The organism is Chlorobaculum sp. MV4-Y, from assembly GCF_025244685.1.
GTDB lineage: Bacteria > Bacteroidota > Chlorobiia > Chlorobiales > Chlorobiaceae > Chlorobaculum.
In genome coordinates this window covers 1,374,563-1,394,571 of sequence record NZ_CP104202.1, presented here as the reverse complement: position 1 = coordinate 1,394,571, position 20,009 = coordinate 1,374,563, and the positions used below count along the sequence as shown (strand labels likewise).

The following is a 20,009-nucleotide window of genomic DNA, read 5'->3' as shown; positions in this document are numbered from 1 at the left end:
GTTCGCCTGCTTGACTTGGAGTTCAGTCCATAATTGCGAGGTGAAAAGATTCAGGTCGTTGCCGGACTCCGTGACCGGTAGTTGCCAAAATTTTTTCTTTGTTTTTTAACTCTGATTCTTGTGAAAAAAAAGAATAAAAATATATTGTTATATGATTAAAATTAAGAAGCATGTGATTTAAGTATTAGGTTTCAGATTAATGCCCGACATCCCAGACCCTGTCAAATCTTCATCCGTCCTCTTTGTTTCTCCATCTTTTGTTGTTCCCGCATCTCTTATAGTTTGTCAGTTACCCCTTGTTTTTCATCCATCATTAGTATCAATTCTATGAATAATCTCGAATTGTCACTGATTGTTGGCGTCGGGGCCCTGTTCGCAGGAATGCTCGGCTCGCTGACAGGACTCGGCGGTGGAGTGGTCATCGTGCCGTTGCTCACAATTGGACTTGGCATCGATCTGCGCTATGCCGTCGGGACCTCGCTGGTCGCCGTCATCGCGACCTCATCTGGCGCTGCTGCAGCCTACGTCAAGGGGGGTTTTCGAATATTCGCATCGGTTTGTTCCTCGAAGTGGCCACCACCATCGGCGCTCTGGTCGGCGCATTTCTTGCCGGTATGCTTGCGACCAATATCATCGCCATTATTTTCGGTCTCGTGCTCCTCTATTCGGCATACCTGTCAACCAAGGCCAAAGAGGATCACTCCGATGATGTCAACCCCGATCCGCTGGCGACAAAGTTCAAACTGAACAGCAGCTATCCTACCGAAGAAGGCGTCAAGCACTACAGCGTGCACAACGTCGGTGCAGGCTTCGGCCTGATGTGGCTTGCGGGAATTCTTTCCGGCCTGCTTGGCATCGGCTCGGGCGCGGTCAAGGTGCTCGCGATGGATCACGCTATGCGCCTGCCCTTCAAGGTTTCCAGCACGACGAGCAACTTCATGATCGGTGTGACCGCCGCCGCCAGCGCCGGCGTCTATTTTCAGCGCGGCTATATCAATGCGGGGCTGACTTTTCCGGTCATGCTCGGTATTCTTGCCGGTTCGTTTATCGGTGCAAAACTCTTGATGGTCGCCAAAACGAAATGGCTGCGCATTATTTTCGGGGTGGTGATTTTCGCGCTCGGCCTCGAAATGATTTTCAACGGCATAACCGGGAGGATCTGAAGATGAACGCACACCCCAAACCCGAAATGAACGATCTGCGCATGAAGGGCGTTATCGGCAATCTTCTGCGTGTTGGCGTGCTTCTTGCTGCATCGATCGTGCTGGTCGGCGGCATCCTTTTCCTGGTTCACCACGGCGGCGAACTGCCCGAATATCATATTTTTCACGGCTCCTCATCGCCATTGCGCACTATTCCGGGAGTCATTCATGGTCTGATGACATTCCAGAAGCGGGCCATCATCCAGCTTGGCTTGCTCCTGCTTATTCTGACGCCGGTTGCCAACGTGCTGTTTACTGTTTTCGCTTTCTGGGAGGAAAAGGACAAGCTCTATGTGGGCGTCTCCTCGCTCGTTTTTCTTTTTCTTCTCTTCAGTCTTTTAGGCGGCAAGTTTTAAATTCGCTGCACGCTTGTTTCAGGGCCGCTTCAACGCGGCCCGTTTCATTTTCATCAGGACGGAATAGGCTTTTTCCTGCCGTTTTCATCTACGCTGACAAAGGTTATCCGAGTGGTGAACACCAGCTCTCTGCTACCGGTGGTGATCTCCTCCCGGGTCACATCCACGATATATTCCACCGAGGTGGTGCCGACATGGTTCTTCTTCGACTCGAAGCAGAGAATGGTGCCCTGCCGGATGCTTTTCTTGAACTTGATGTTGTCCATGCCAACCGTGACGAAGTTGCAGCCGGGGTAGTCGAGCGTCACGGCGATATAGCTGACCTCGTCGATCCATTTGAGCAGATTGCCGCCGAACAGGAAACCGTAATGGTTGAGGTGTTCCGGCATCACGAGCTTGTGTGTTTTCATGGGAATAGGGAAAGAGTTAGGAAAATTGGGACTTTTGGGATTAAAAAGTGAAAAAGGATTTCCCTCGCTTTTTTCAATTCATCATTCATCATTCCTTTATCGGCTTGACCATGAACACCTGCTCCCGTTCGATGATGACGTTGCCGGGGGTTTTGCGGTCTTTTTTGAGGTATTTTTTTTGTGTGCAGATGACCGGCACCAATTCGGAGTGCTTGGCCGCCGAGTGCCAGGCGGCGATTTCGGCGGCGCGGCGGATCTCCGAGGTGTTGTGCATGGCTGCGCCCTTGAGCACGCAGTGCGAGCCTGACGCGCCTCTGGCATGAAGCCAGATGTCGTCAGGTTTGGCGAAGTCGAAGGTGAGTTTCTCGTTGTTCGCGGAATTTTTTCCGATGTAGAGGGTGATTCTGTCGCTGATCGGTATCGTCCTGAACGGCGGCGTCTTCTCCTTCTCTTTCCGGTTTTTTCCGGACGCGGTCTTGCCAGAGGGTGATCTCGCCTCGAGTGCTTGCTGCAATTGGTCGGGGGAGTCGGCTTCGTCGAGCCTTGCGAGTTTTTTGCGAAGCGTGTCCAGTTCCGTGCGGAGTTCCGCGTGGCGGAGCTTTTGCATCTCGGCTTTTTTGCGATTTTTCGTCGCTTGCGTGAAGTGCCACGTGGCGTTCTCCTGGAGGTTGAGTCCCTTTTTGACTGGAATCGTCACGTCGGGCGAGCCGGGGTCGAAAAAATTCGGCACTGCGATCGTATTGCTCGAAGGCTCGGCGGTGCCGATCATGCCGGTGAGCAGGTGGCCGTAACGCTCGTTGCGCTGCGAAACTTCCTCCGGATCGTGCCCGGCGCTGGCGTTTAGCTCCTTTTCGAGCTTGCCGATTTTCGCCGTCAGTTCCCGCCGCATCGCGACGGCGCGTTCCCGCAAGTGCAGGTAACGGTACATCTTGCGGCTGTAGTGATTCAAGGCGTCGATAACGCTCTCAAAGGTCCTCGCCTCGTCCTTCTCCGCCGGAGCGAAGAGCGAGAAGGTGGGCGGCTCTCCAGGGTTTTCGATGACGCACGGCGTTGGCGAGGCGAGGTCGTAGAAGAGGGCGACGAACGCTTCGTGGAGTTGTTCGGGCGCTTCGCCCTCGGCAGTCGCCAGAAGCCGACGGACGAGCTTGCGGTCGAAGCCGGGCAGCATCGCGAGCAGCCGCCGGTCGAGCTGTTTCGTTCTGTCGCTCTCTTCGAGCTTTTGCCGGAAAAGCGCCGGGGCGGAGGCGAGCTGTTCCAGCGCCCGGAAATACGGCGTTTCGGCAGTCGTTTCCCCGAACGGTGTGTTTTCGAGCTTTCGCTTGTCCTTGAAGGCATCCACGATTACGCCGTTGCGCACGAGCAGCATGTTGGTTTCGGCGCTGAACATTCGCAGCACGAGCGTGTGGCCGTCGTCGAGAAAAAAGTTGATTTGCCGGTCGGCGGGCGAGATCGCCACGCCAGCCACCTGCCGTTCGTTTATCACGGTCATGATACCCGCCGTGTTGCGGTTTTTGCGGTTCAGCCCCTCGCGCGTGTAGAGCGAGAAATGTGGGGATCGGACCGTGACGATGAGTTGCAGATGCTCGCCCTCCGGCGTGACGAAGGCGAGGGTGAGTTCGTTTTTCTGCTGCGAATGGATTTCAAAGAGGTAGCCGCCCGCAAGCTGTTCGTGCAGCTCAGCGGCTGCGTGATAAAGCGTGAAGTAGTTGCGGAGCATGGGCTGGAATGGTTGCGAAGGCGCTTTCTTTCCTCTATTTTCCTGAAACAATCTAAACACAAGATAGCAATGCAGGAAGAAAGCAAAAGTGGTTGCTGCTGCGGATCGTCTGGTCAGCACGATAGCGATGGGGCAGAAAAGCGGCTCGGGTGGCACGAATATTTCATGTGCGTCGCGCACCTCATTTCACGCCGGGCGACCTGTACCCGGGGGCATATCGGCGCCGTGATCGTGCGTGACAACAACATTCTCTCGACCGGTTACAACGGTGCACCCTCTGGCCTGCCACACTGCAACGAGACCAACTGCAAAATCTACCGCAGCACCCACCCCGACGGCACGGTCGAGGAGAACTGCGTCAACACGATTCACGCCGAGATCAACGCCATCGCACAGGCGGCCAAGCACGGCGTATCGATCAAGGATGCAGATATTTACATCACTGCCAGTCCATGCATTCATTGCCTGAAGGTGCTTATCAACGTGGGCATCAAAACCATCTACTACGACAAGCCCTACAAGATCGAGCACATCGCCGAACTGCTGCGTTTGTCGGGCATCAAGCTGGTGCAGGTCAACGCCGTAAACTGTTAATTGGAAAGATGGGAATGGTGACGAATCCGATAGTGGCGGCGCGTCTGGAGGATGAAACTTACATGCGGCGATGCCTTGAACTGGCCGAGCGCGGCGCGGGCAGCGTGAGCCCGAATCCGATGGTCGGTTCGGTGGTCGTGCATGACGGGCGCGTCATCGGCGAGGGGTGGCACCGGCAGTACGGCGGACCGCACGCCGAGGTCAACGCCATCGCATCGGTCGAGGACGAAGCGCTGCTCCGGGAATCGACGCTTTACGTTAATCTGGAGCCGTGTTCCCACTACGGCAAGACGCCGCCGTGTGCTGACCTGATCATCGAAAAGCGCATACCGCGCGTGGTTGTCGGTTGCCTTGATCCGCACGAAAAGGTGGCAGGCAAGGGCATCACGAAGTTGCGTGACGCGGGTATCGAGGTGACGGTTGGCGTGCTCGAAGCGGAGTCCGAGCGGCTCAACGAGGCGTTCATGACCTCGCATCGCAAGGGCCGCCCCTTCGTAGCGCTGAAAACCGCCCAGACGCTCGACGGGCGCATCGCCACTTCGCTTGGCGCGTCGAAATGGATCACCGGGGAAGCGTCGCGTCGCGAGGTGCACCGGCTGCGGAGCGTGTATGACGCCGTGTTGTGCGGCGCTTCGACCGTTATAGCGGACGACTCCGAACTGACTGTCCGCCTGTGCGATGGCCGTCAGCCGCTTCGGGTGCTGCTTGACCGGCGGCTTCAGGTGCCAGTCGAAGCGCGGATTTTCAACAGCGAGGCGAAAACGCTCGTCTTTGCGCTGCGTGACGAAGCCGATCCCGCTCTTGTCAGCCAGCTTGAAGCGCGAGGTGTCGAGGTGGCAACCGTCGGTGAGGCCGAAGGCAGTCTTGATCTCGGGGAGGTATTCGCGGAGTTGCACAAACGCCGGGTGCTCTCAGTGATGGTCGAAGGGGGGAACAGGTTGTCGGCGGCGATGGTCAGATCAGGTTTCGTCGATAAATACTATATTTTCATCGCTCCCAAGCTGTTCGGCGGCGACGGACTGGCGAGCTTCGGGGCGCTCGACGTGGCCCGTCCCGATTACGCTGTCAAACTCAGCTTCAGCGCAATCCAGCGGTTTGGCGAAGATCTCCTTCTCGAAGTATATCCGGTACGTTGATGGCCGGATTTTTTAAAAGCAAAAGCAATGGCAAGAAGTCCCGCCGAAGCAATAACAGTAGCGGCAGAGTCAATACTTCATCCGGAGGGTTCATGAATAACAACGATCTTGGCAAGCTCCTGATCCGCTTGTGCGTCGGGGGCCTTATGCTGTTTCACGGCGTGTACAAGCTCATTCACGGCTACGGCTTCATTGCGGGCAAACTCAAGGCTGCGCATCTGCCTGTCTGGCTGGTTGCGGGCGTGCCGGTTGGCGAAGTGTTTGCTCCGCTGCTCATCGTGTTGGGCATTTACACCCGTCCTGCGGCGCTCATAGAGGCATTTCTCATGGGCGTAGCCGTCTGGCTCGTCCACATGGGCCAGCTTACCGCACTCGATCAGCACGGTGGTTACGCCCTTGAACTGCAAGCATTCTACTTTTTCGGCTCCATCGCCATTTTCTTTCTTGGCGCTGGTCGCTACAGCGTCTCTAAAGGTATGGGAAAATGGAACTGAGGTTTCGCCAAGTACGAACTGCTGACTGAATTCTGTAATTCTGTCGTTATTTCTTGTCCGAATTACAGAATTCAGTACTGCTGAGATGCTCGCCGAGAATGCTCTTCGATATAGTATTAAACAAGGTGTGTGACCGGGACTCGCGGCATTGGCGTTCGGCATTGCAGATCGTCAGGTGGCGCTGACTTTCCGCAGTTTGACGATCGCCGCTTTTTTTGCGCGGCGTCCCTCATCCCACTCGCTGCCGAACATAGCCGCCTCACTAAGCTTTTCCATGATTGCTGTCAGGTTTTTGATTTCCCGCCTGTCAGCGCTGACAAGTTCAGGTTTCACTTCAATTTTCAAAATCTCATTCTGCACACACTGGATTGCATCGAGAAATTTATCCTCTTCGATGTGCTTGAGGATGAGTTGCGCTACACTTACTGTCATAGACGAACTATGGTTACATTTTGTGTCGCGGTACGAATGTAGTTCTCATACCGTGACACGATGATTGAAAAAAAAGAAAAGGTAAACTTTTTGAGTACTTGCGATACGGGCACTTTTCGATCGATATACGAATTTGTACGAAGCGAATATATCAGGTACAAATAAAAATTACTAATCGTTTTTTATGACCTCGAAATAACTGCTGCAAGCAACAATTTTTTTATCGAGAAACCGGGATTCTGTCGATAAATTTTTTTCTATTAATCATTTAGATGGATCCGCAACTAGGCGTCTTCACTTTGATTTCACAAATTAAGACGCCATTCATGTGCTTTTCCTTGTCATGTTTTTCTGTAAAAATCACCTCTGCAATAGAATGATTAGCTTCGGTTGATAAATCAACAACCTTTGACAAGTTTGAAACTGATCTGGTATCGGTAAAAGGTTATCGATGGAACAGACATTAGTGCCCATTTGAGTTTCTGGTCGTCATCGATCGCTATGATTGCTCCTTCGACGGTCTGATCCGGTTCCGCAATCTGGTCTTTTACGTATCCCATGTATCGAAGCACCTGTCCGACAACGACATCTGATACCCTGCCTTTTTTGAGCTCGACAACCAAGAGTTTTTTCTTGTCTTTGCTGATTGCCAGAATATCGATTGTTCCGGCATCAGTGTCATATTGCTGTCCAACAGGCTCACCCTCTTCTTCAAATATCGAGTACTCTTTGCTGAGCTCAGTTTGGTTCCAGTTCGCCACAAGAAATGCTTCGAGATGTTTTTCCATTGCGAAGGCGTAGGGGTCTTCAATGGTATTGTCACCCGTGAGTATCGAAACCGGAGCTTCTGCATCAGCCATAAGCTTTTCGATTTCATCACGATAGCTGGATATGTTACTGACAGTGCCAATCGAGCCGGTAGAGTTCTGCAATGCTTCGCTCATTGCCGAACGGTCTATGGTGGCATTGAGCCAGCGCACCTTTCGGCGATGGGGCAGATAATTGCCTTTTGCGTAGTAATAATCACCCAAGCCCTCGCCCAACCTGTAGGTGCCTGAGCCGTCTGGACTCAGGACAATATCCCCTTGCTTAATGCCTTTTGCAATTGTCCAGAGCGCACCACAGGCAAGACCTGCGCTGATTTTTGATTTTGCGGGATTACTGGAGAGAAATACTGGGATATAGGTTTTGTTGAAATCTTTCCATTGGTCGGGCAATTTTCGGGTCAAATCCTCGTTGATGGTAAAATCGGCTCCAATGCAGCCGTCATGGAAGCAGTTAGCAGCATGAGAGCAGCCTTTTCCCAGCATGACTCGGTAATAGTTTTTCATGATTGTGCGGCTATTTGATCTTTCTTTGCCCCCATGTGAGGCAATGGGATTTGTTGACGTGAACCCTATGCAGTAGATAACACTAAAAGATAGCATTTAAGGTGGTGATTCATCAGTTGGAAAAAATGAGACGCAATGTTGATTTGTATTCTATCCATAGCTTGCTCTGTGCAATCCGATGCCGATTGAAAATCTGCTGCTGATGCGCTACCTTGTTTCGCAAGCTGATACTCGAGGCAATGCTATCGGCAGTGCGGTCAGTGAAACAGAATACACTAAGCACCATCGTGAATCACGTTTTTGAATTCAGCAATGTCACCGCTTACCGGGGAGGGACGCAGGTGTTTGACGGGCTTGACCTGAGTATTCGCAAGGGAGAGAACACAGCGATTCTTGGGCCGAACGGTTCAGGGAAGACGACCCTGCTGAAGTTGATCTCTCGCGAAATCTATCCGGTTCATGCCGATGACTGCCGGATGACGGTCTATGGTCGCGACCGCTGGAACGTCGAGGAGTTGCGCTCGCGGCTCGGCATTGTTTCCCATGATCTGCAACAGCATTACGGGGTTTATGCCAAGGGGCGGGATGTGATGCTTTCAGGCTACTACTCGAGTATCGATACGTGGCCACATCAGCTTTTCAGCGCCACCGAAATTGACCGTGCCGAGGAGCTGATGCGGCAGCTTGGCGTCGAAGAACTCGCTGACCGGTCTTTCGGCAAAATGTCCACCGGCCAGCAACGGCGATTTCTGCTCGGACGTGCGCTGGTGCATGGGCCTGAGGCGCTGCTGCTCGACGAGCCGACCAGCGGCCTCGATATTTCGTCCTCGTTCCAGTACCTCGATACGGCGCGAAAGCTCATGCAGCAAGGCACGCAGCTCATTCTCGTTACCCACCACATTCACGAAATACCACCGGAGATCACGCGAGTCATCTTCATGCGCAAGGGGCGAGTGGTGGCCGATGGTGACAAAGAGGCCATGCTGACCTCATCGAACGTTTCCGGCCTCTTCGGTTGCGGCGTTGAGCTTATCGGGCGCAACGGCTATTACCAGGCGGTACCGGTCGGTTGACATGATGAATTGAAAGGGGGACGGAGAAGCGAATCTTCCTCTTCCATCCTGTTTGTTTTTTCTCAAGGAACGGAACGCCATCGCTTCCGGTTTATGGTGCAACTGCTTCTGAAATCTTCATCTAACCTCAACCATTGACTTATTATGGCAACCATTACGCTCAAGGGAAATTTCATTCACACCGCAGGTGAGCTTCCGGCTGTCGGCAGTCAGCTTCCAGCATTTACCCTTGTAAAAAGCGATCTTTCAGAGGTTTCGCCTGCCGATTTTGCTGGCAAGAAGCTCGTGCTGAATATCTTTCCGAGTCTTGACACGGCTGTCTGCGCGGCTTCGGTGAGGCGTTTCAACAAAGAGGCCGGTGAGCGGGGCGATGCTGTCGTGCTCTGCATTTCCGCCGATCTTCCGTTTGCTCAGGGGCGCTTCTGTACGACTGAGGGGCTCGAAAATGTCGTTTCCCTGTCGGTGTTCCGTTCGCCCGAGTTCGGCCAGAATTATGGCCTGACCATTACCGATGGTCCGTTGAAAGGGTTGCTCTCCCGCGCGGTGATCGTTGCCGATGCTTCCGGCAAGGTGCTTTACGTTGAGCAGGTGCCCGAGATCGTGCAGGAGCCGGATTACGACAAGGCTCTGGCTGCGCTCGCCTGATTGTCTGCTGACATTTTCCTCTATGAAGCCATGTCGTCGCGTGACCGCATGGCTTCTGTTTTTCTTCCCGATTTTTCATTTCAGCCACAGTATCTCGCCCGTGATTTGACTGGTATTACGTCTGTACTTCGTATCTTTTTCTCACATTGTTTCCTCTTGGTTTTTCGCGTTCCTCACTCATAACGCAACCCCCAAATCCATGCCACATCCCGATTCTCCAGCATTATCGCCGGTTGAACGCAGCCTTGCAGAGATTCAGCTCACTGAACTGACCGCAGGCAAAACTTACTATTCATCTCCATCCACCTGGGAGGATGAGGTGCTGTACTTCCTCATACTCGACCGTTTTTCGGATGGCAGGGAGCATGGCGGCTTCAACGATGTCAGCGGAAATCCGGTCGTTGCGGGCGAGACGCGTACGACCCCGCTGTTTCGCATCGAGACCGACGCGAACAACGCCGAGTGGCAGCAGTGGTTCGAGGCGGGCCGGGGTTGGTGCGGCGGCACGATTGCCGGGATGCGCGACAAACTCGGCTACCTGAAGCGACTTGGCGTGACGGCCATCTGGGTCAGCCCGGTATTCAAGCAGGTGACGGGCGGTGACTCCTATCACGGCTACGGCATCCAGAACTTTCTCGATGTCGATCCGCACTTCGGCACGCGCGAAGAGCTTCGCGAGTTCGTGGCCGAAGCGCACCAGTGCGGTATCCGGGTGATCCTTGACATCATTCTCAATCATGCCGGTGACGTGTTCAGCTATCAGGACAATCAGCCGTATTTTTATTACGAAGGGCGGCAGTGGCCGGTCAAGGGCTACCGGCTGAATCAGGGCGATTCTGGTTCGATTCCATTCGGCGGTGGCCAGGAAGCCCATTCGGGCATCACGATGGATGCGGCGATCTGGCCGGTCGAGTTCCAGAGCGAGGTGACCTGGACGATGAAGGGCGAAATCCGCAACTGGGACGCTTTTCCTGAGTTTCTCGAAGGGGACTTCTGCTCGCTCAAGGACATCGATCACGGCTGGGCGCTGGACGATCCAGCGCAAAGCTGGGACCTCGAACGGCGGATCAGTCTGTTTTGCCCCTCGACGACGCTCGATCACCTTATCAAGGTTTATCGCTTCTGGATAGCGTATGCTGACATCGACGGTTTCCGGCTCGACACGGTCAAGCACATGGAGCCGGGCGCGGTGCGCTACTTTGCCTTGGGGATCCACGAGTTCGCGCAGACGCTCGGCAAGGAGAACTTCCCGATCATCGGCGAAATCACCGGCGGGCGCTCCTACGCGATGCAGATTCTCGATGTGACCGGCCTCGACGCGGCGCTCGGCATCGGCGACCTGCCCGACAAGCTCGAATTCCTCGCCAAGGGGTGGCGCAGTCCGGGCAACCCCGAAACCGGCGAGCAGGAGGGGTATTTCGACCTCTTCTGTAACAGTCTGCTCGACGGCAAGAACAGCCATCAGTGGTACTCGAAGCACATCGTCACCATGATTGATGACCACGACCAGGTGGGCGAGCAGCGCAAATACCGCTTCTGCGGCGACTCGCCCGAAAGCTGGAAACTGCTGAAAGCCGCGCTGGGGCTGAACCTCGCCACAGAGGGCATCAGTTGCATCTACTACGGCACCGAACAGGCGTTCAACGGCGCCGATCCGCGCACGGGCGACCGCTCGTGGGGCGACGTGTTCCTGCGCGAGTGCATGTTCGGCGGGCCGTTCGGATCGCTGCAAAGCACGGGCCGCCACTTCTTCAACGAAGAACACGAGGTGTACCGCTTCGTGGGCAGGCTGGCGGAGTTCCGCAAAGGCGAAATAGCCCTGCGCCGGGGACGGCAGTATCTGCGGCAGGTGTCGGCGACGGGCAGCGAGGGCGATTTCTTCTATCCCCAGCCGGTGAATGGCCAGATGCGCTGGGTGGTCGCCTGGTCGCGCATTTTCGCCGAGACGGAGTGCCTGTGTGCCATCAACACGAGCCTCGAAAAAGAGTTGACGGTGTGGGTGGTGGTCGATCACCAGCTCAACCCGCCCGGCAAGACAATGCGTTGCGCTTTTTCGTCATCGCCGGAGCAGGAGGGTGAAGAAGCGGAGGTCGCGCCGATCTGTGGCTCGGCGGTGAAGATCACCGTGCCACCGGGCGGCTTTGTCATCTATCGCTGAGATGCGGTGTTTGCCAGGCTGATCATGCAACGTGGCGGAGTCTGGAGTTTTTCCCGCCCCGCCTTTTTTATTACTATTCCAAAGGAGAACTGACATTCTTGTCTACCATTCAAGAGTATTGAGCAGCGGATTGGAACACCCGCGATTCATTAAGGATTGTCGAAGTATCATCACTTTATTATCAAGGATCGTAATAAAAATATGTTCACAGGAATCGTCAAGGATGTGGGAACGGTCGAGAGTACCGCGTGGCAGGGGAGTGGGATGCGGCTGAAGGTGCGCTACACTTCGCAGGCGGAGTTCGGTGATCTCGGGATTGATGAGAGCGTGAGCGTCAATGGTGCTTGCCAGACGGCGGTGGCGGTGGGGCCGGGGTGGTTCGAGGTCGATACGGTGGCCGAGACCCTCAAAAAGACCACGCTTGGCTCGTTCCGCCCGGGCACGCCGGTCAATCTCGAACGGGCTGTGCGCCCGATGGATCGCCTCGGCGGCCACTTCGTGCTGGGCCACGTCGATGGCGTCGGGCGCGTGACGCGTATCGAGGAGGTGGGCGGCAGCCGAATGATTTCAGTGGCGTTCGATACGCGCTTCGACCAGTGGATCATCTCTGCCGGTTCCATCGCCATCGACGGCGTGAGCCTCACGGTAGCTTCGGTCGAGCCGGGGCTGTTCACGGTGGCGATCATTCCCTACACCTTCGGCCACACGACCATTACCGGCCTCGGCAACGGCAGCCAGGTGAACCTCGAATTCGACATTCTCGGCAAGTACGTTGCCCGGCAGAAAACGGCTGCCGCGCCGTCGCAGGAGCCGAGCCGCATCACCGAATCGTGGCTGAGCGGCCAGGGGTTCGCATGAAGATCGAAGCGCCAGATCAGCCCGACCTGTTCGGACTTCCATCCGGCAAGCGGGACTCAGTGAAGCTTTACCAGCCACTTGCCGAACGGGTGCGCCCGCGCCACATCGACGAGCTGTTCGGCCAGGAGCACCTCGTCGGCGCGGAGGGGCCGATCCGGCGCTATATCGAAGAGGGCCGGATTCCCTCCATGATCTTTTGGGGACCTCCTGGCTCCGGCAAGACCACGCTCGCCGAAATCTGTGCCGGGTCGCTGAACTACCGTTTCGAGCAGCTCTCCGCCACCGACGCGGGGGTCAAGGATGTGCGCCGGGTGCTCGACACTGCCGACAAGACGCGCCGTATCGAGGGGCGCCAGACGCTGCTTTTCATCGACGAAATTCACCGCTTCAACAAGGCGCAGCAGGACACGCTGCTCCACGCCATCGAGCAGGGCCTGATCGTGCTCATCGGCGCGACCACCGAAAACCCGTCGTTCGAGGTCAACCGGGCGCTGCTCAGCAGGATGCAGGTATACATTCTTCAACCGCTCAGTGAGGCCGAGGTACGGCAGGTGATCGAACGCGCCATCGCTGACGATCCGGTGCTTTTCGCTGCCGGAATCGAGGTTTGCGACATGGAGTTTTTGCTCGCCTACGCCGCTGGTGACGCGCGCAAGGCGCTCAATGCGCTCGAAGCCGCCCTGCCGCTCGTGCCGCGCGGAACCGCGCCGGTGGTGATCGACCGCAAACTGCTCAAACAGGCGCTCCAGCACCGCGCTCCGGCCTATGATAAGGGCGGCGAGGCGCACTACGACACGGTGTCGGCCTTCATCAAGTCGATGCGCGGCTCCGACCCCGACGCGGCGCTCTTCTGGATGGCGAAGATGATCGACGGCGGCGAAGACCCGAAGTTTATCGCCCGCCGCATGGTGATTTTCGCCAGCGAGGACATCGGCAACGCCGATCCCTACGCGCTGACGCTCGCCGTCTCGGTGTTTCACGCCGTCGAGCTGATCGGCCTGCCCGAAGCGCGCATCAACCTCGCGCAGGGGGCGACCTACCTGGCCTCGTGCCCGAAGTCGAACGCGAGCTACGAGGGGATCGGTGCTGCGCTGTCGGACGTCAAAAAGGGAGCTGCCTCCGCCGTGCCGCCGCTCTACCTGCGCAACGCTCCGACCGACCTGATGAAAGAGATCGGCTACGGCGAAGGCTACCGCTACCCGCACAGCTACCCCGGCCACTTCGTCGAAGAGCACTACTTTCCCGAACAGATGGAGCCAAAAGCCTACTACCGCCCCACCGGCGAAGGCCGCGAAAAGTTCATCCGCGAACGGCTGGAGGGGTTGTGGAAAGATCGGTACGGGGATTGATTGTATCACGCCGGAGGCGGTGCTATATTTTGCAGCACCTTTCAATAAACAGGATTCAGCTATGACCCTGCACAGAATTATCGCACTGCTCGTTCTCTTTTTCGTGTGCTCTATCCCCGTCCACGCAGCGGACGCGCCGGAGCCGTCCGGGAAGCAGGCGCTGGTTATCAGCCTTGACGATGCTGTGCGGATCGGGGAGCAGCATAACCGGGAGCTGGAGATTGCGGGGCTGGACAGGCGGATGGCAGGAGAGAAGGTTCGGGAGTCGTGGGCTGAAGTGCTGCCGCATCTTTCTGCAAGCCTGACTTACACCCGATCGCTGAAGCCGTCGGTGCTGTTTCTGCCGTCGAGCATTTTCGGTGGCACGGGAGGTACGCAAGCAATTGAGATCAGTTCGGACAACTCCTCGGTCGCGGCGCTCAATCTCAGCCAGAACATCTTCAAACTCTCGGCTTTCGCGGGAATCAAGGCTTCCGGGCTGGTGCGCCAGATCAGTGACCAGTCTTTTCGCCAGACCAATTCCGAAGTAGTCACCTCGATCCGACGCGCCTATTACGACGTTCTGATCGCCACCGAAAAGCGCAAGTTGGTCGAGCAGAGCATCGCCCGCTGGGAGGATGCTCGCAAGGACACGAATGCCCTCTTCCGGCAGGGCGTCGCCGCCGACATCGATACCCTCAAGGCGTGGCTCTCGGTCGAGAATCTCAGGCCAGAGCTGATCCGAGCACAGAATAACGAGGCCATCGCGGCCACCAATCTGAAGCGGATCATGGGCGTCGATCAGGAGAGGCCGCTGACGCTGACGAGCACGCTGACGTTCCGGCCGTTGGAGCTGCCGAAAAGCATTGCGGCGGCGTACAGCGAGGCGCTCGACAAGCGCCCGGACGTGCGGAGCCTCGCGCTTCAGGCCGAAGCCGAGAACGCGAAGGTGATGGCCGCCCGCTCCGAGGGGCTGCCGGTGCTGAGCGCTTTTGGGCAGCTCGAAGCGCAGACGCAGTTCAACGACAATATCCCGCTCGACGCGACGCGCTGGCCGGTTTCATCGACGGCGGGTTTGCAGCTTTCGGTGCCGATCTTCTCCGGCTTTGCCACGAGCGCGAGGATTCAGCAAGCAAAAATCGAGCGATTGCAGACCCGCACTCGCTTCGAGGATCTGAAATCGCAGGTCAGGGCGGACGTCGAGGTGCGCCTCTCCAACGTCGTCGAAGCCCGCAAACGCATCGACGTGCAGTTGAAAACCATCACCGTCGCCGAGCGCAGCTACAAAATCACCATGCTCCGCCTGCGCGAAGGCATCGGTTCGAGACTCGAACTCACCGATGCCGAGTTGCAGCTCGACACCGCCAAAACCAACTACCTGCAAGCGGTGTACGACTACCTCGTTGCTTCGGCGGAGCTAGAGAAGGCGCTGGGGAGGATCGAGCCTGTGGACTCGAAGATGTGAGAGATGGTAGTGATGCATGATTGAATTGTAGGGGCGGACCTGTGTGTTCGCCCTTTCTGCGTCAGAATGTATCCAGAAGAGCATAGAAATTTCATTTCATCATCACCGCCCGAATCACCATGCTTGATGCTTGTCGCGGATCGCGTCCCACCGCGAGCGATTCGGCAGCGCGTATGCATGATCGCACAATCCCGCCGATGCCGAACCTTCGTCCGTTAATCTCGCGATCCAGCTTTTCGCTGTACCAGACGTTGTAGAGCGTGTCGGGGAGCCATCTGCTGATATCGAGAATCGACAGACCGTGCTTTTCGAGCAGCTTGCCGAGCGTGTCGGGGGAGAAGTGGTAGAGGTGGCGAGGGGCGTCGAGAGCGATCCAGTTCGGGCCGTAGCGGTGGGCGTCGCGGCTCTCGATGTTCGGCAGGGCTATGACGAGCTGGCCCTCCTCCGCGAGCAATTTTCGGGCGCGGTCGAGCGCTTCGCCGATGTGGTGCAGGTGTTCAAGGGCGTGCCAGAAGACGATGCGGTCGAAGCGGCGGTCGTCGAAATTCGCATTGCTCAGGTCAGATTCGGACACTTCGAGACCGGCGCTTCTCGCGCTGGCCGCCGCCTGCGAGTCGAGTTCAACGCCTCGGAGATTTTCCGGCGGCACGCCGAAATCGCGGTGAATCCGCAGGAGCAGGCGTCCGGTCGAGCAGCCGACTTCGAGCACCTTTGCCGACTCCGCCGGTTTGCCGAATCCTTTCATCACGATTTGCGCTTTTCGACCAAGCAGAAGCGACGCAGCGAAAAGGTAAGCGCGATCGCGCAGGGTGCGGGCATTTCCATCATACAGAAAAGGATCGTAGGCTTCGGCTGGGTAGTGTGCTGCTACTTCGTTCGGGTCAGGTCGGGGATTGAGCATCACGAGGCCGGATTCCGTCGATTGCGCAAGCTGCCACGACTTGCCGCACAGGTCGAAGCGGTCGGGTGCTTGCAGGAGGGGTTTGAATTCCCTGCTTCCGGTGATTGGGCAGGGGACGGTTTCCATCTTCCGGAACTATGGCTTTTTTTGTTTGCTCTGAAGCTTCTTGATCGCCTCGCGGAGCTGGATGTAGGTCTGGCGCAGGTCGTTGCTGAGCACCTTGGTTTCGCCGAGCACCGGCATGAAGTTGGTGTCGCCTTCCCAGCGGGGCACAATGTGGAAGTGGATGTGCTCGTCGATGCTGCCGCCCGCAACTCTGCCGAGGTTTGCGCCGAAGTTGAAGCCGTGTGGCTTTATGGTCATCTTCAGCGCCTCCATGCAGAGGTTGGACAGGTTGAAAATTTCGACCATCGTTTTCTCGTCCAGATCACCGAATTCGGGAGTTTGAAGGTAGGGGATGACCATGAGATGGCCGCAATTGTACGGGTAGAGGTTCAGGATGGCGAAGCAGTATTCGCCGCGGTAGAGCACGTAGCGCTCCTCGTCCTGTTCGGGCGGAATGTCGGCGAACACCGATTTACCCTCCTCCGGAGTGAAGGGTTTTTCTTCCTTGAACGACTGCATGTAAACGTCGCGCCACGGAGAGTACATTCTTTGCATAGGAAATTTCTGCTGATCTGTTGTGCGCTATCCAGTTGCTGCGTTTGCCCCGGAAATCCGGGATACTAACGACTATCAGAGTTTTCAGGAGTGCCCTGATGGAGGGAAAAAGGGAGGCATTCAAGAGAATCGAATGCCGTGTACCAAAGGTGGGACTCGAACCCACACGAGCTTGCGCCCACTGGATTTTGAGTCCAGCGCGTCTACCAGTTCCGCCACTTTGGCATGAGATCCAATGAACAAATGAACAGTGCGAGAGAAGGGACTCGAACCCTTACGCCTCACGGCACTAGTTCCTAAGACTAGCGTGTATACCAATTTCACCACTCTCGCTCAATGAAGCGCTAATATACGTGGTTTCCCGATATTATAAAGATTTTGATCGAATTTTCCCGATTTTGTCCCGATGAGCGGAAAAATCCTTTTGGATGCGGTTCCAACCAAAATCGAGATCGCTACCAAAACGGATTTGCCTGGTTTTAGATAGCGATTTCGAGAAAGTGAATCTGCGAATCAATGCTTGGCCGAGGCAGGAGCGGGTTCGCTTCAGCGTTCTCTTGTTTTCGGTTTCTCAGGGAAAGGATTATCTTTATTACTGCCTGAAGTGCGCCATCTGGATTATTCACCGTCATTTTGCCTGGTTTTGTTTTCAATGCAGCTCGATACTCGCCGGTTCGCCTCTCTGGTCTCATGGATCATCAGTCCTGTCGTTGTGGCCCCGGCAGTCTATCTGCTTATCGTTCTGTATCGTTATTCGGCTAAATCAAGTCATCTCGACTGGTTTCTGGTGCTGTTCCTTTCGGCCACCATTGTGCCGATGTTTCTGATTTACGGACTCAAGAAGATTGGTCGGGTCTCCGATTACAATATCAGTTTCCGGGAACAGCGATTCCTGCCGCTGCTGGTGCTGGTGGCCGTGAACCTGATTGGGTACGAACTGATGAAGCAGCTCGACGCTCCGCGCTTTCTCTCCGCGATTCTGCTTTTCAACGCAGTCAACACGGTCTTCATTCTGCTGGTTACGCTTCAGTGGAAAATCAGCATCCATCTCTTTTCTCTTACCTCCTCGATTGCGCTTCTCGTACTCTCTTTCGGGCTGCCCGCGCTTGTGCTGCTCTGTTTCGTACCGCTCCTGATGTGGTCGCGCATGTATCTCAAGGCGCATAACTTTATGCAGACGCTTGTTGGCAGCCTCATCGGTTTTCTCTTGACGTACGGTGAATTCAAATGGTGGCTTGCACTGTGAGTAAACGGCGTTACAGCGTGGTGCTAGTGACATACGGGGAGGTCGAAAAGCTTTCAGTGCGCGAACTCTGGCCAAGTTCGCGGAAGATTCTCTTTGTTATCACCCGCAAGATCGTCAAGCTTCCCAGGCTGCTGATCTACATGATTGCCGATTACCGTTCGGCCAGGCACTACCTCGACTGGAAATTGCACCGCTACCGCTCCCGCCTCGTAGAGATCAATCGCAGCCAGGCGCTTGGCGTTGAGGCGGCGCTTCGGCGCGATCCGCGATTTGGCGGACAGGGTGACCAGATCGATGTCGCTGACGCCTACTATTTCGTGCCGCCTTACCTCGAAGAGGTGCTCGACCGTTTTCGGGGCCGTTCAGATGGCATCGTCGTGGTGCCGATGATTCCGGTCGAGTCTGCCTTTTCGTGTGGGCCGGCGTGCCAGATGGTGATCGATCACTTTGGTGAAAATCATCTTGGCCTGGTGAGAGTGGTGCGCGGTCTCTGGAAGGACGAGGAACTGCATCGTCTTTATCTCGATCACCTCTTCGCGTCGATTCCGGCGGCGTGGAGCGGGGCGGGACGGACGGAGAAGCAAGGACTTGTGCTGGTCATTCACGGCACCATCGTCAAAAACCGCAAGGGCGAAAAGCCCTCCGTTTTTACCGGCCTCGACGAGACGATGGCGTTTTTCCGGCTGATGAAAGAAAAAATCATGGCCGATCCCCGCAATGTGTTTCAGGATGTGAAGATTGGATGCCTGAACCACAGCAGAGGGGGAGAGTGGACGACCGAAACCGTCGAACTGGCGCTCGACGAGTTTGCCCGAGAAGGATTCAGCTCGGTGGCGATGTTTCCTTTCGGCTATTTTGCCGACAACAGCGAGACCGATTACGAAGCCAAAAAGCTGCTCGACCGTTCTTCCGCCTCCCGGAAGCACTATGTCCCCTGCGTCAACGATTCACCGGCGTTCGCCGGATGGCTGGCGTCGAGGATCGTTGACGAGATCGAGGTGCTCGACGTCCAGCGCGAGGTTTTCGGCGATGGCGCGTCAAGGAAATGAACAAAACAACAGCAGAGCATGAATACTAATATATCCGGTCAGGAGATGAGCAAAACGTCACCAGAGCACGAGTTGAAGTACCGGCAGGCGCTTGATTGTATCGAGAATCAGGAATACGGCCAGGCGATTTCGATACTCGACGAGCTTGCCGGCCCGGTGTCGCGCGACGCGAAGGTGCGCTATGCGCGCGCGGTGGCGTTGCTCTCAAACGGGGAGTACCGGCGCGCGGGTACTGACCTTGCGTTCACGGTTGCACTCGACCGGTCGAACCTTGAAGCGTACCGGCATCTCGGTTTCGTTCTGCTGACCATGGGCAAGGAAGAAACGGCCATCAAGGTGCTCGAAGATGCGCTGCGCCGAGACCCCCGTTTCGTGGAGGCGTGGTGCGTGCTGGCCGACGTCCACATGGATCTCGGTGAGCACGAAAAGGCGCTCGAAGCGCTCGACAGGGCGCACGAGCTTCAGCCCGGCAATGTCGAGGTGCACTGCAAGCTGGCCATGTACTATATGTCGCGGGGAGACATGCGCGGTCTTCGAGCCGAGTACGAGGTGCTCAGGGAGATCGAGCCGGACGTGGCTGCCCAGATTGCCGAGCTGCTGCCGTGATGTATAGTAATAATCTGGCAGAGTCTTGAATCTCACTCAAAACAATCAGATTGCGATGAAACTGTTTCCGGACGAAGACAAAAAAAGAATTTCATGAAAGGGGGGCTTCCGGTCGTTCTGGGGGTTGTCTGGACGCCCATAATCTGGATGGTTCTGGCGGCCTTTTTTGGGCCTGCGATGGAGCGAGTCATCGGCGTATGGCAGGTGAATGTTGCCATTCTCGTTGTTGCTACACTGTTGGCTATGGTTGCGCTGATCCGGCTGTTCAAAATGGTTGTGTTAAAAATATTTGGCAAGACTGGTTGATTTTTTGATAAAAGTCATTTCTTTATATTCTTTGTTTTAAAA

20 protein-coding genes, 2 tRNA genes and 1 pseudogene are annotated in these 20,009 nt (G+C 55.9%); 15 read left to right on the top strand and 8 right to left on the bottom strand.

Annotated elements, in window-relative coordinates:
• The first annotated feature begins 327 nt into the window (after positions 1–327).
• Positions 328–1,163 (top strand): annotated as a pseudogene (locus NY406_RS06770) (sulfite exporter TauE/SafE family protein).
• A gap of 2 nt (positions 1,164–1,165) precedes the next feature.
• Positions 1,166–1,558 carry a DUF1634 domain-containing protein gene (locus tag NY406_RS06765; RefSeq protein ID WP_260533351.1) on the top strand — a complete coding sequence of 131 codons (393 nt, stop codon included), beginning with the start codon at positions 1,166–1,168 and terminating at the stop codon, positions 1,556–1,558.
• A 53-nt stretch (positions 1,559–1,611) separates the two neighbouring features.
• Here the strand turns inward: NY406_RS06765 and NY406_RS06760 are convergent, their stop codons facing one another.
• Both NY406_RS06760 and NY406_RS06755 read right to left on the bottom strand, forming a co-directional pair.
• A complete protein-coding gene (locus NY406_RS06760; RefSeq protein WP_260533350.1) occupies positions 1,612–1,968 on the bottom strand; it encodes an acyl-CoA thioesterase in 357 nt (118 codons plus the stop codon).
• Between the two features lie 88 nt (positions 1,969–2,056).
• Complete coding sequence (locus NY406_RS06755) at positions 2,057–3,685, bottom strand: NFACT RNA binding domain-containing protein (RefSeq protein ID WP_260533349.1); 1,629 nt, start codon at positions 3,683–3,685, stop codon at positions 2,057–2,059.
• Positions 3,686–3,754: 69 nt separating this feature from the next.
• On the opposite strand from NY406_RS06755, the gene NY406_RS06750 reads away from it, so the two are divergent.
• The 3 genes from NY406_RS06750 (at position 3,755) to NY406_RS06740 (ending at position 5,909) form a co-directional block, all read left to right on the top strand.
• Positions 3,755–4,279 (top strand): deoxycytidylate deaminase, encoded by a 525-nt coding sequence (locus tag NY406_RS06750; protein ID WP_260533348.1) that lies wholly within the window; start codon positions 3,755–3,757, stop codon positions 4,277–4,279.
• A 14-nt stretch (positions 4,280–4,293) separates the two neighbouring features.
• Positions 4,294–5,415 (top strand): bifunctional diaminohydroxyphosphoribosylaminopyrimidine deaminase/5-amino-6-(5-phosphoribosylamino)uracil reductase RibD, encoded by a 1,122-nt coding sequence (ribD, locus tag NY406_RS06745; protein ID WP_260633764.1) that lies wholly within the window; start codon positions 4,294–4,296, stop codon positions 5,413–5,415.
• Between the two features lie 92 nt (positions 5,416–5,507).
• Complete coding sequence (locus NY406_RS06740) at positions 5,508–5,909, top strand: DoxX family protein (protein WP_260533347.1); 402 nt, start codon at positions 5,508–5,510, stop codon at positions 5,907–5,909.
• 171 nt (positions 5,910–6,080) lie between these two features.
• Here the strand turns inward: NY406_RS06740 and NY406_RS06735 are convergent, their stop codons facing one another.
• Positions 6,081–6,269, bottom strand: coding sequence for a hypothetical protein (locus tag NY406_RS06735; RefSeq protein WP_260533346.1), 189 nt, complete (start codon positions 6,267–6,269; stop codon positions 6,081–6,083).
• A 470-nt stretch (positions 6,270–6,739) separates the two neighbouring features.
• Complete coding sequence (locus NY406_RS06730) at positions 6,740–7,672, bottom strand: endonuclease NucS domain-containing protein (RefSeq protein ID WP_260533345.1); 933 nt, start codon at positions 7,670–7,672, stop codon at positions 6,740–6,742.
• A 239-nt stretch (positions 7,673–7,911) separates the two neighbouring features.
• Between NY406_RS06730 and NY406_RS06725 the strand changes: the two genes are divergently transcribed.
• The 6 genes from NY406_RS06725 to NY406_RS06700 all read left to right on the top strand — a co-directional run bounded on the left by NY406_RS06725 (position 7,912) and on the right by NY406_RS06700 (position 15,199).
• Positions 7,912–8,745 (top strand): ABC transporter ATP-binding protein, encoded by an 834-nt coding sequence (locus tag NY406_RS06725; protein WP_411267075.1) that lies wholly within the window; start codon positions 7,912–7,914, stop codon positions 8,743–8,745.
• A 144-nt stretch (positions 8,746–8,889) separates the two neighbouring features.
• Positions 8,890–9,390, top strand: a complete 501-nt coding sequence (tpx, locus tag NY406_RS06720; RefSeq protein WP_260533343.1) for a thiol peroxidase — start codon at positions 8,890–8,892, stop codon at positions 9,388–9,390.
• Positions 9,391–9,589: 199 nt separating this feature from the next.
• Positions 9,590–11,548, top strand: a complete 1,959-nt coding sequence (locus NY406_RS06715) for an alpha-amylase family glycosyl hydrolase (protein WP_260533342.1) — start codon at positions 9,590–9,592, stop codon at positions 11,546–11,548.
• A 201-nt stretch (positions 11,549–11,749) separates the two neighbouring features.
• Positions 11,750–12,406: a riboflavin synthase gene (locus NY406_RS06710; RefSeq protein ID WP_260533341.1), complete on the top strand. Its 657-nt coding sequence runs from the start codon at positions 11,750–11,752 to the stop codon at positions 12,404–12,406.
• Positions 12,403–13,755 (top strand): replication-associated recombination protein A, encoded by a 1,353-nt coding sequence (locus NY406_RS06705; protein WP_260533340.1) that lies wholly within the window; start codon positions 12,403–12,405, stop codon positions 13,753–13,755. Before NY406_RS06710 ends, NY406_RS06705 begins: the two co-directional genes overlap by 4 nt.
• Positions 13,756–13,816: 61 nt before the next feature.
• Positions 13,817–15,199, top strand: coding sequence for a TolC family protein (locus NY406_RS06700; RefSeq protein ID WP_260533339.1), 1,383 nt, complete (start codon positions 13,817–13,819; stop codon positions 15,197–15,199).
• Between the two features lie 91 nt (positions 15,200–15,290).
• Here the strand turns inward: NY406_RS06700 and NY406_RS06695 are convergent, their stop codons facing one another.
• The 4 genes from NY406_RS06695 to NY406_RS06680 all read right to left on the bottom strand — a co-directional run bounded on the left by NY406_RS06695 (position 15,291) and on the right by NY406_RS06680 (position 17,093).
• Complete coding sequence (locus tag NY406_RS06695) at positions 15,291–16,226, bottom strand: class I SAM-dependent methyltransferase (protein ID WP_260533338.1); 936 nt, start codon at positions 16,224–16,226, stop codon at positions 15,291–15,293.
• A gap of 9 nt (positions 16,227–16,235) precedes the next feature.
• On the bottom strand, positions 16,236–16,760 hold the full coding sequence (locus tag NY406_RS06690; RefSeq protein WP_260533337.1) for an HIT family protein: 525 nt from the start codon (positions 16,758–16,760) through the stop codon (positions 16,236–16,238).
• 141 nt (positions 16,761–16,901) lie between these two features.
• Positions 16,902–16,985: transfer RNA gene (locus NY406_RS06685), tRNA-Leu, on the bottom strand.
• Between the two features lie 26 nt (positions 16,986–17,011).
• Positions 17,012–17,093: transfer RNA gene (locus NY406_RS06680), tRNA-Leu, on the bottom strand.
• A 319-nt stretch (positions 17,094–17,412) separates the two neighbouring features.
• Between NY406_RS06680 and NY406_RS06675 the strand changes: the two genes are divergently transcribed.
• From NY406_RS06675 to NY406_RS06660, 4 genes are all read left to right on the top strand, one after another.
• Complete coding sequence (locus tag NY406_RS06675; RefSeq protein ID WP_260533336.1) at positions 17,413–18,006, top strand: phosphatase PAP2 family protein; 594 nt, start codon at positions 17,413–17,415, stop codon at positions 18,004–18,006.
• Positions 17,988–19,055, top strand: a complete 1,068-nt coding sequence (locus NY406_RS06670; RefSeq protein WP_260533335.1) for a ferrochelatase — start codon at positions 17,988–17,990, stop codon at positions 19,053–19,055. Before NY406_RS06675 ends, NY406_RS06670 begins: the two co-directional genes overlap by 19 nt.
• 18 nt (positions 19,056–19,073) lie before the next feature.
• Complete coding sequence (locus tag NY406_RS06665) at positions 19,074–19,661, top strand: tetratricopeptide repeat protein (protein ID WP_260533334.1); 588 nt, start codon at positions 19,074–19,076, stop codon at positions 19,659–19,661.
• A 93-nt stretch (positions 19,662–19,754) separates the two neighbouring features.
• Complete coding sequence (locus NY406_RS06660; protein ID WP_260533333.1) at positions 19,755–19,967, top strand: hypothetical protein; 213 nt, start codon at positions 19,755–19,757, stop codon at positions 19,965–19,967.
• Positions 19,968–20,009: the final 42 nt, after the last annotated feature.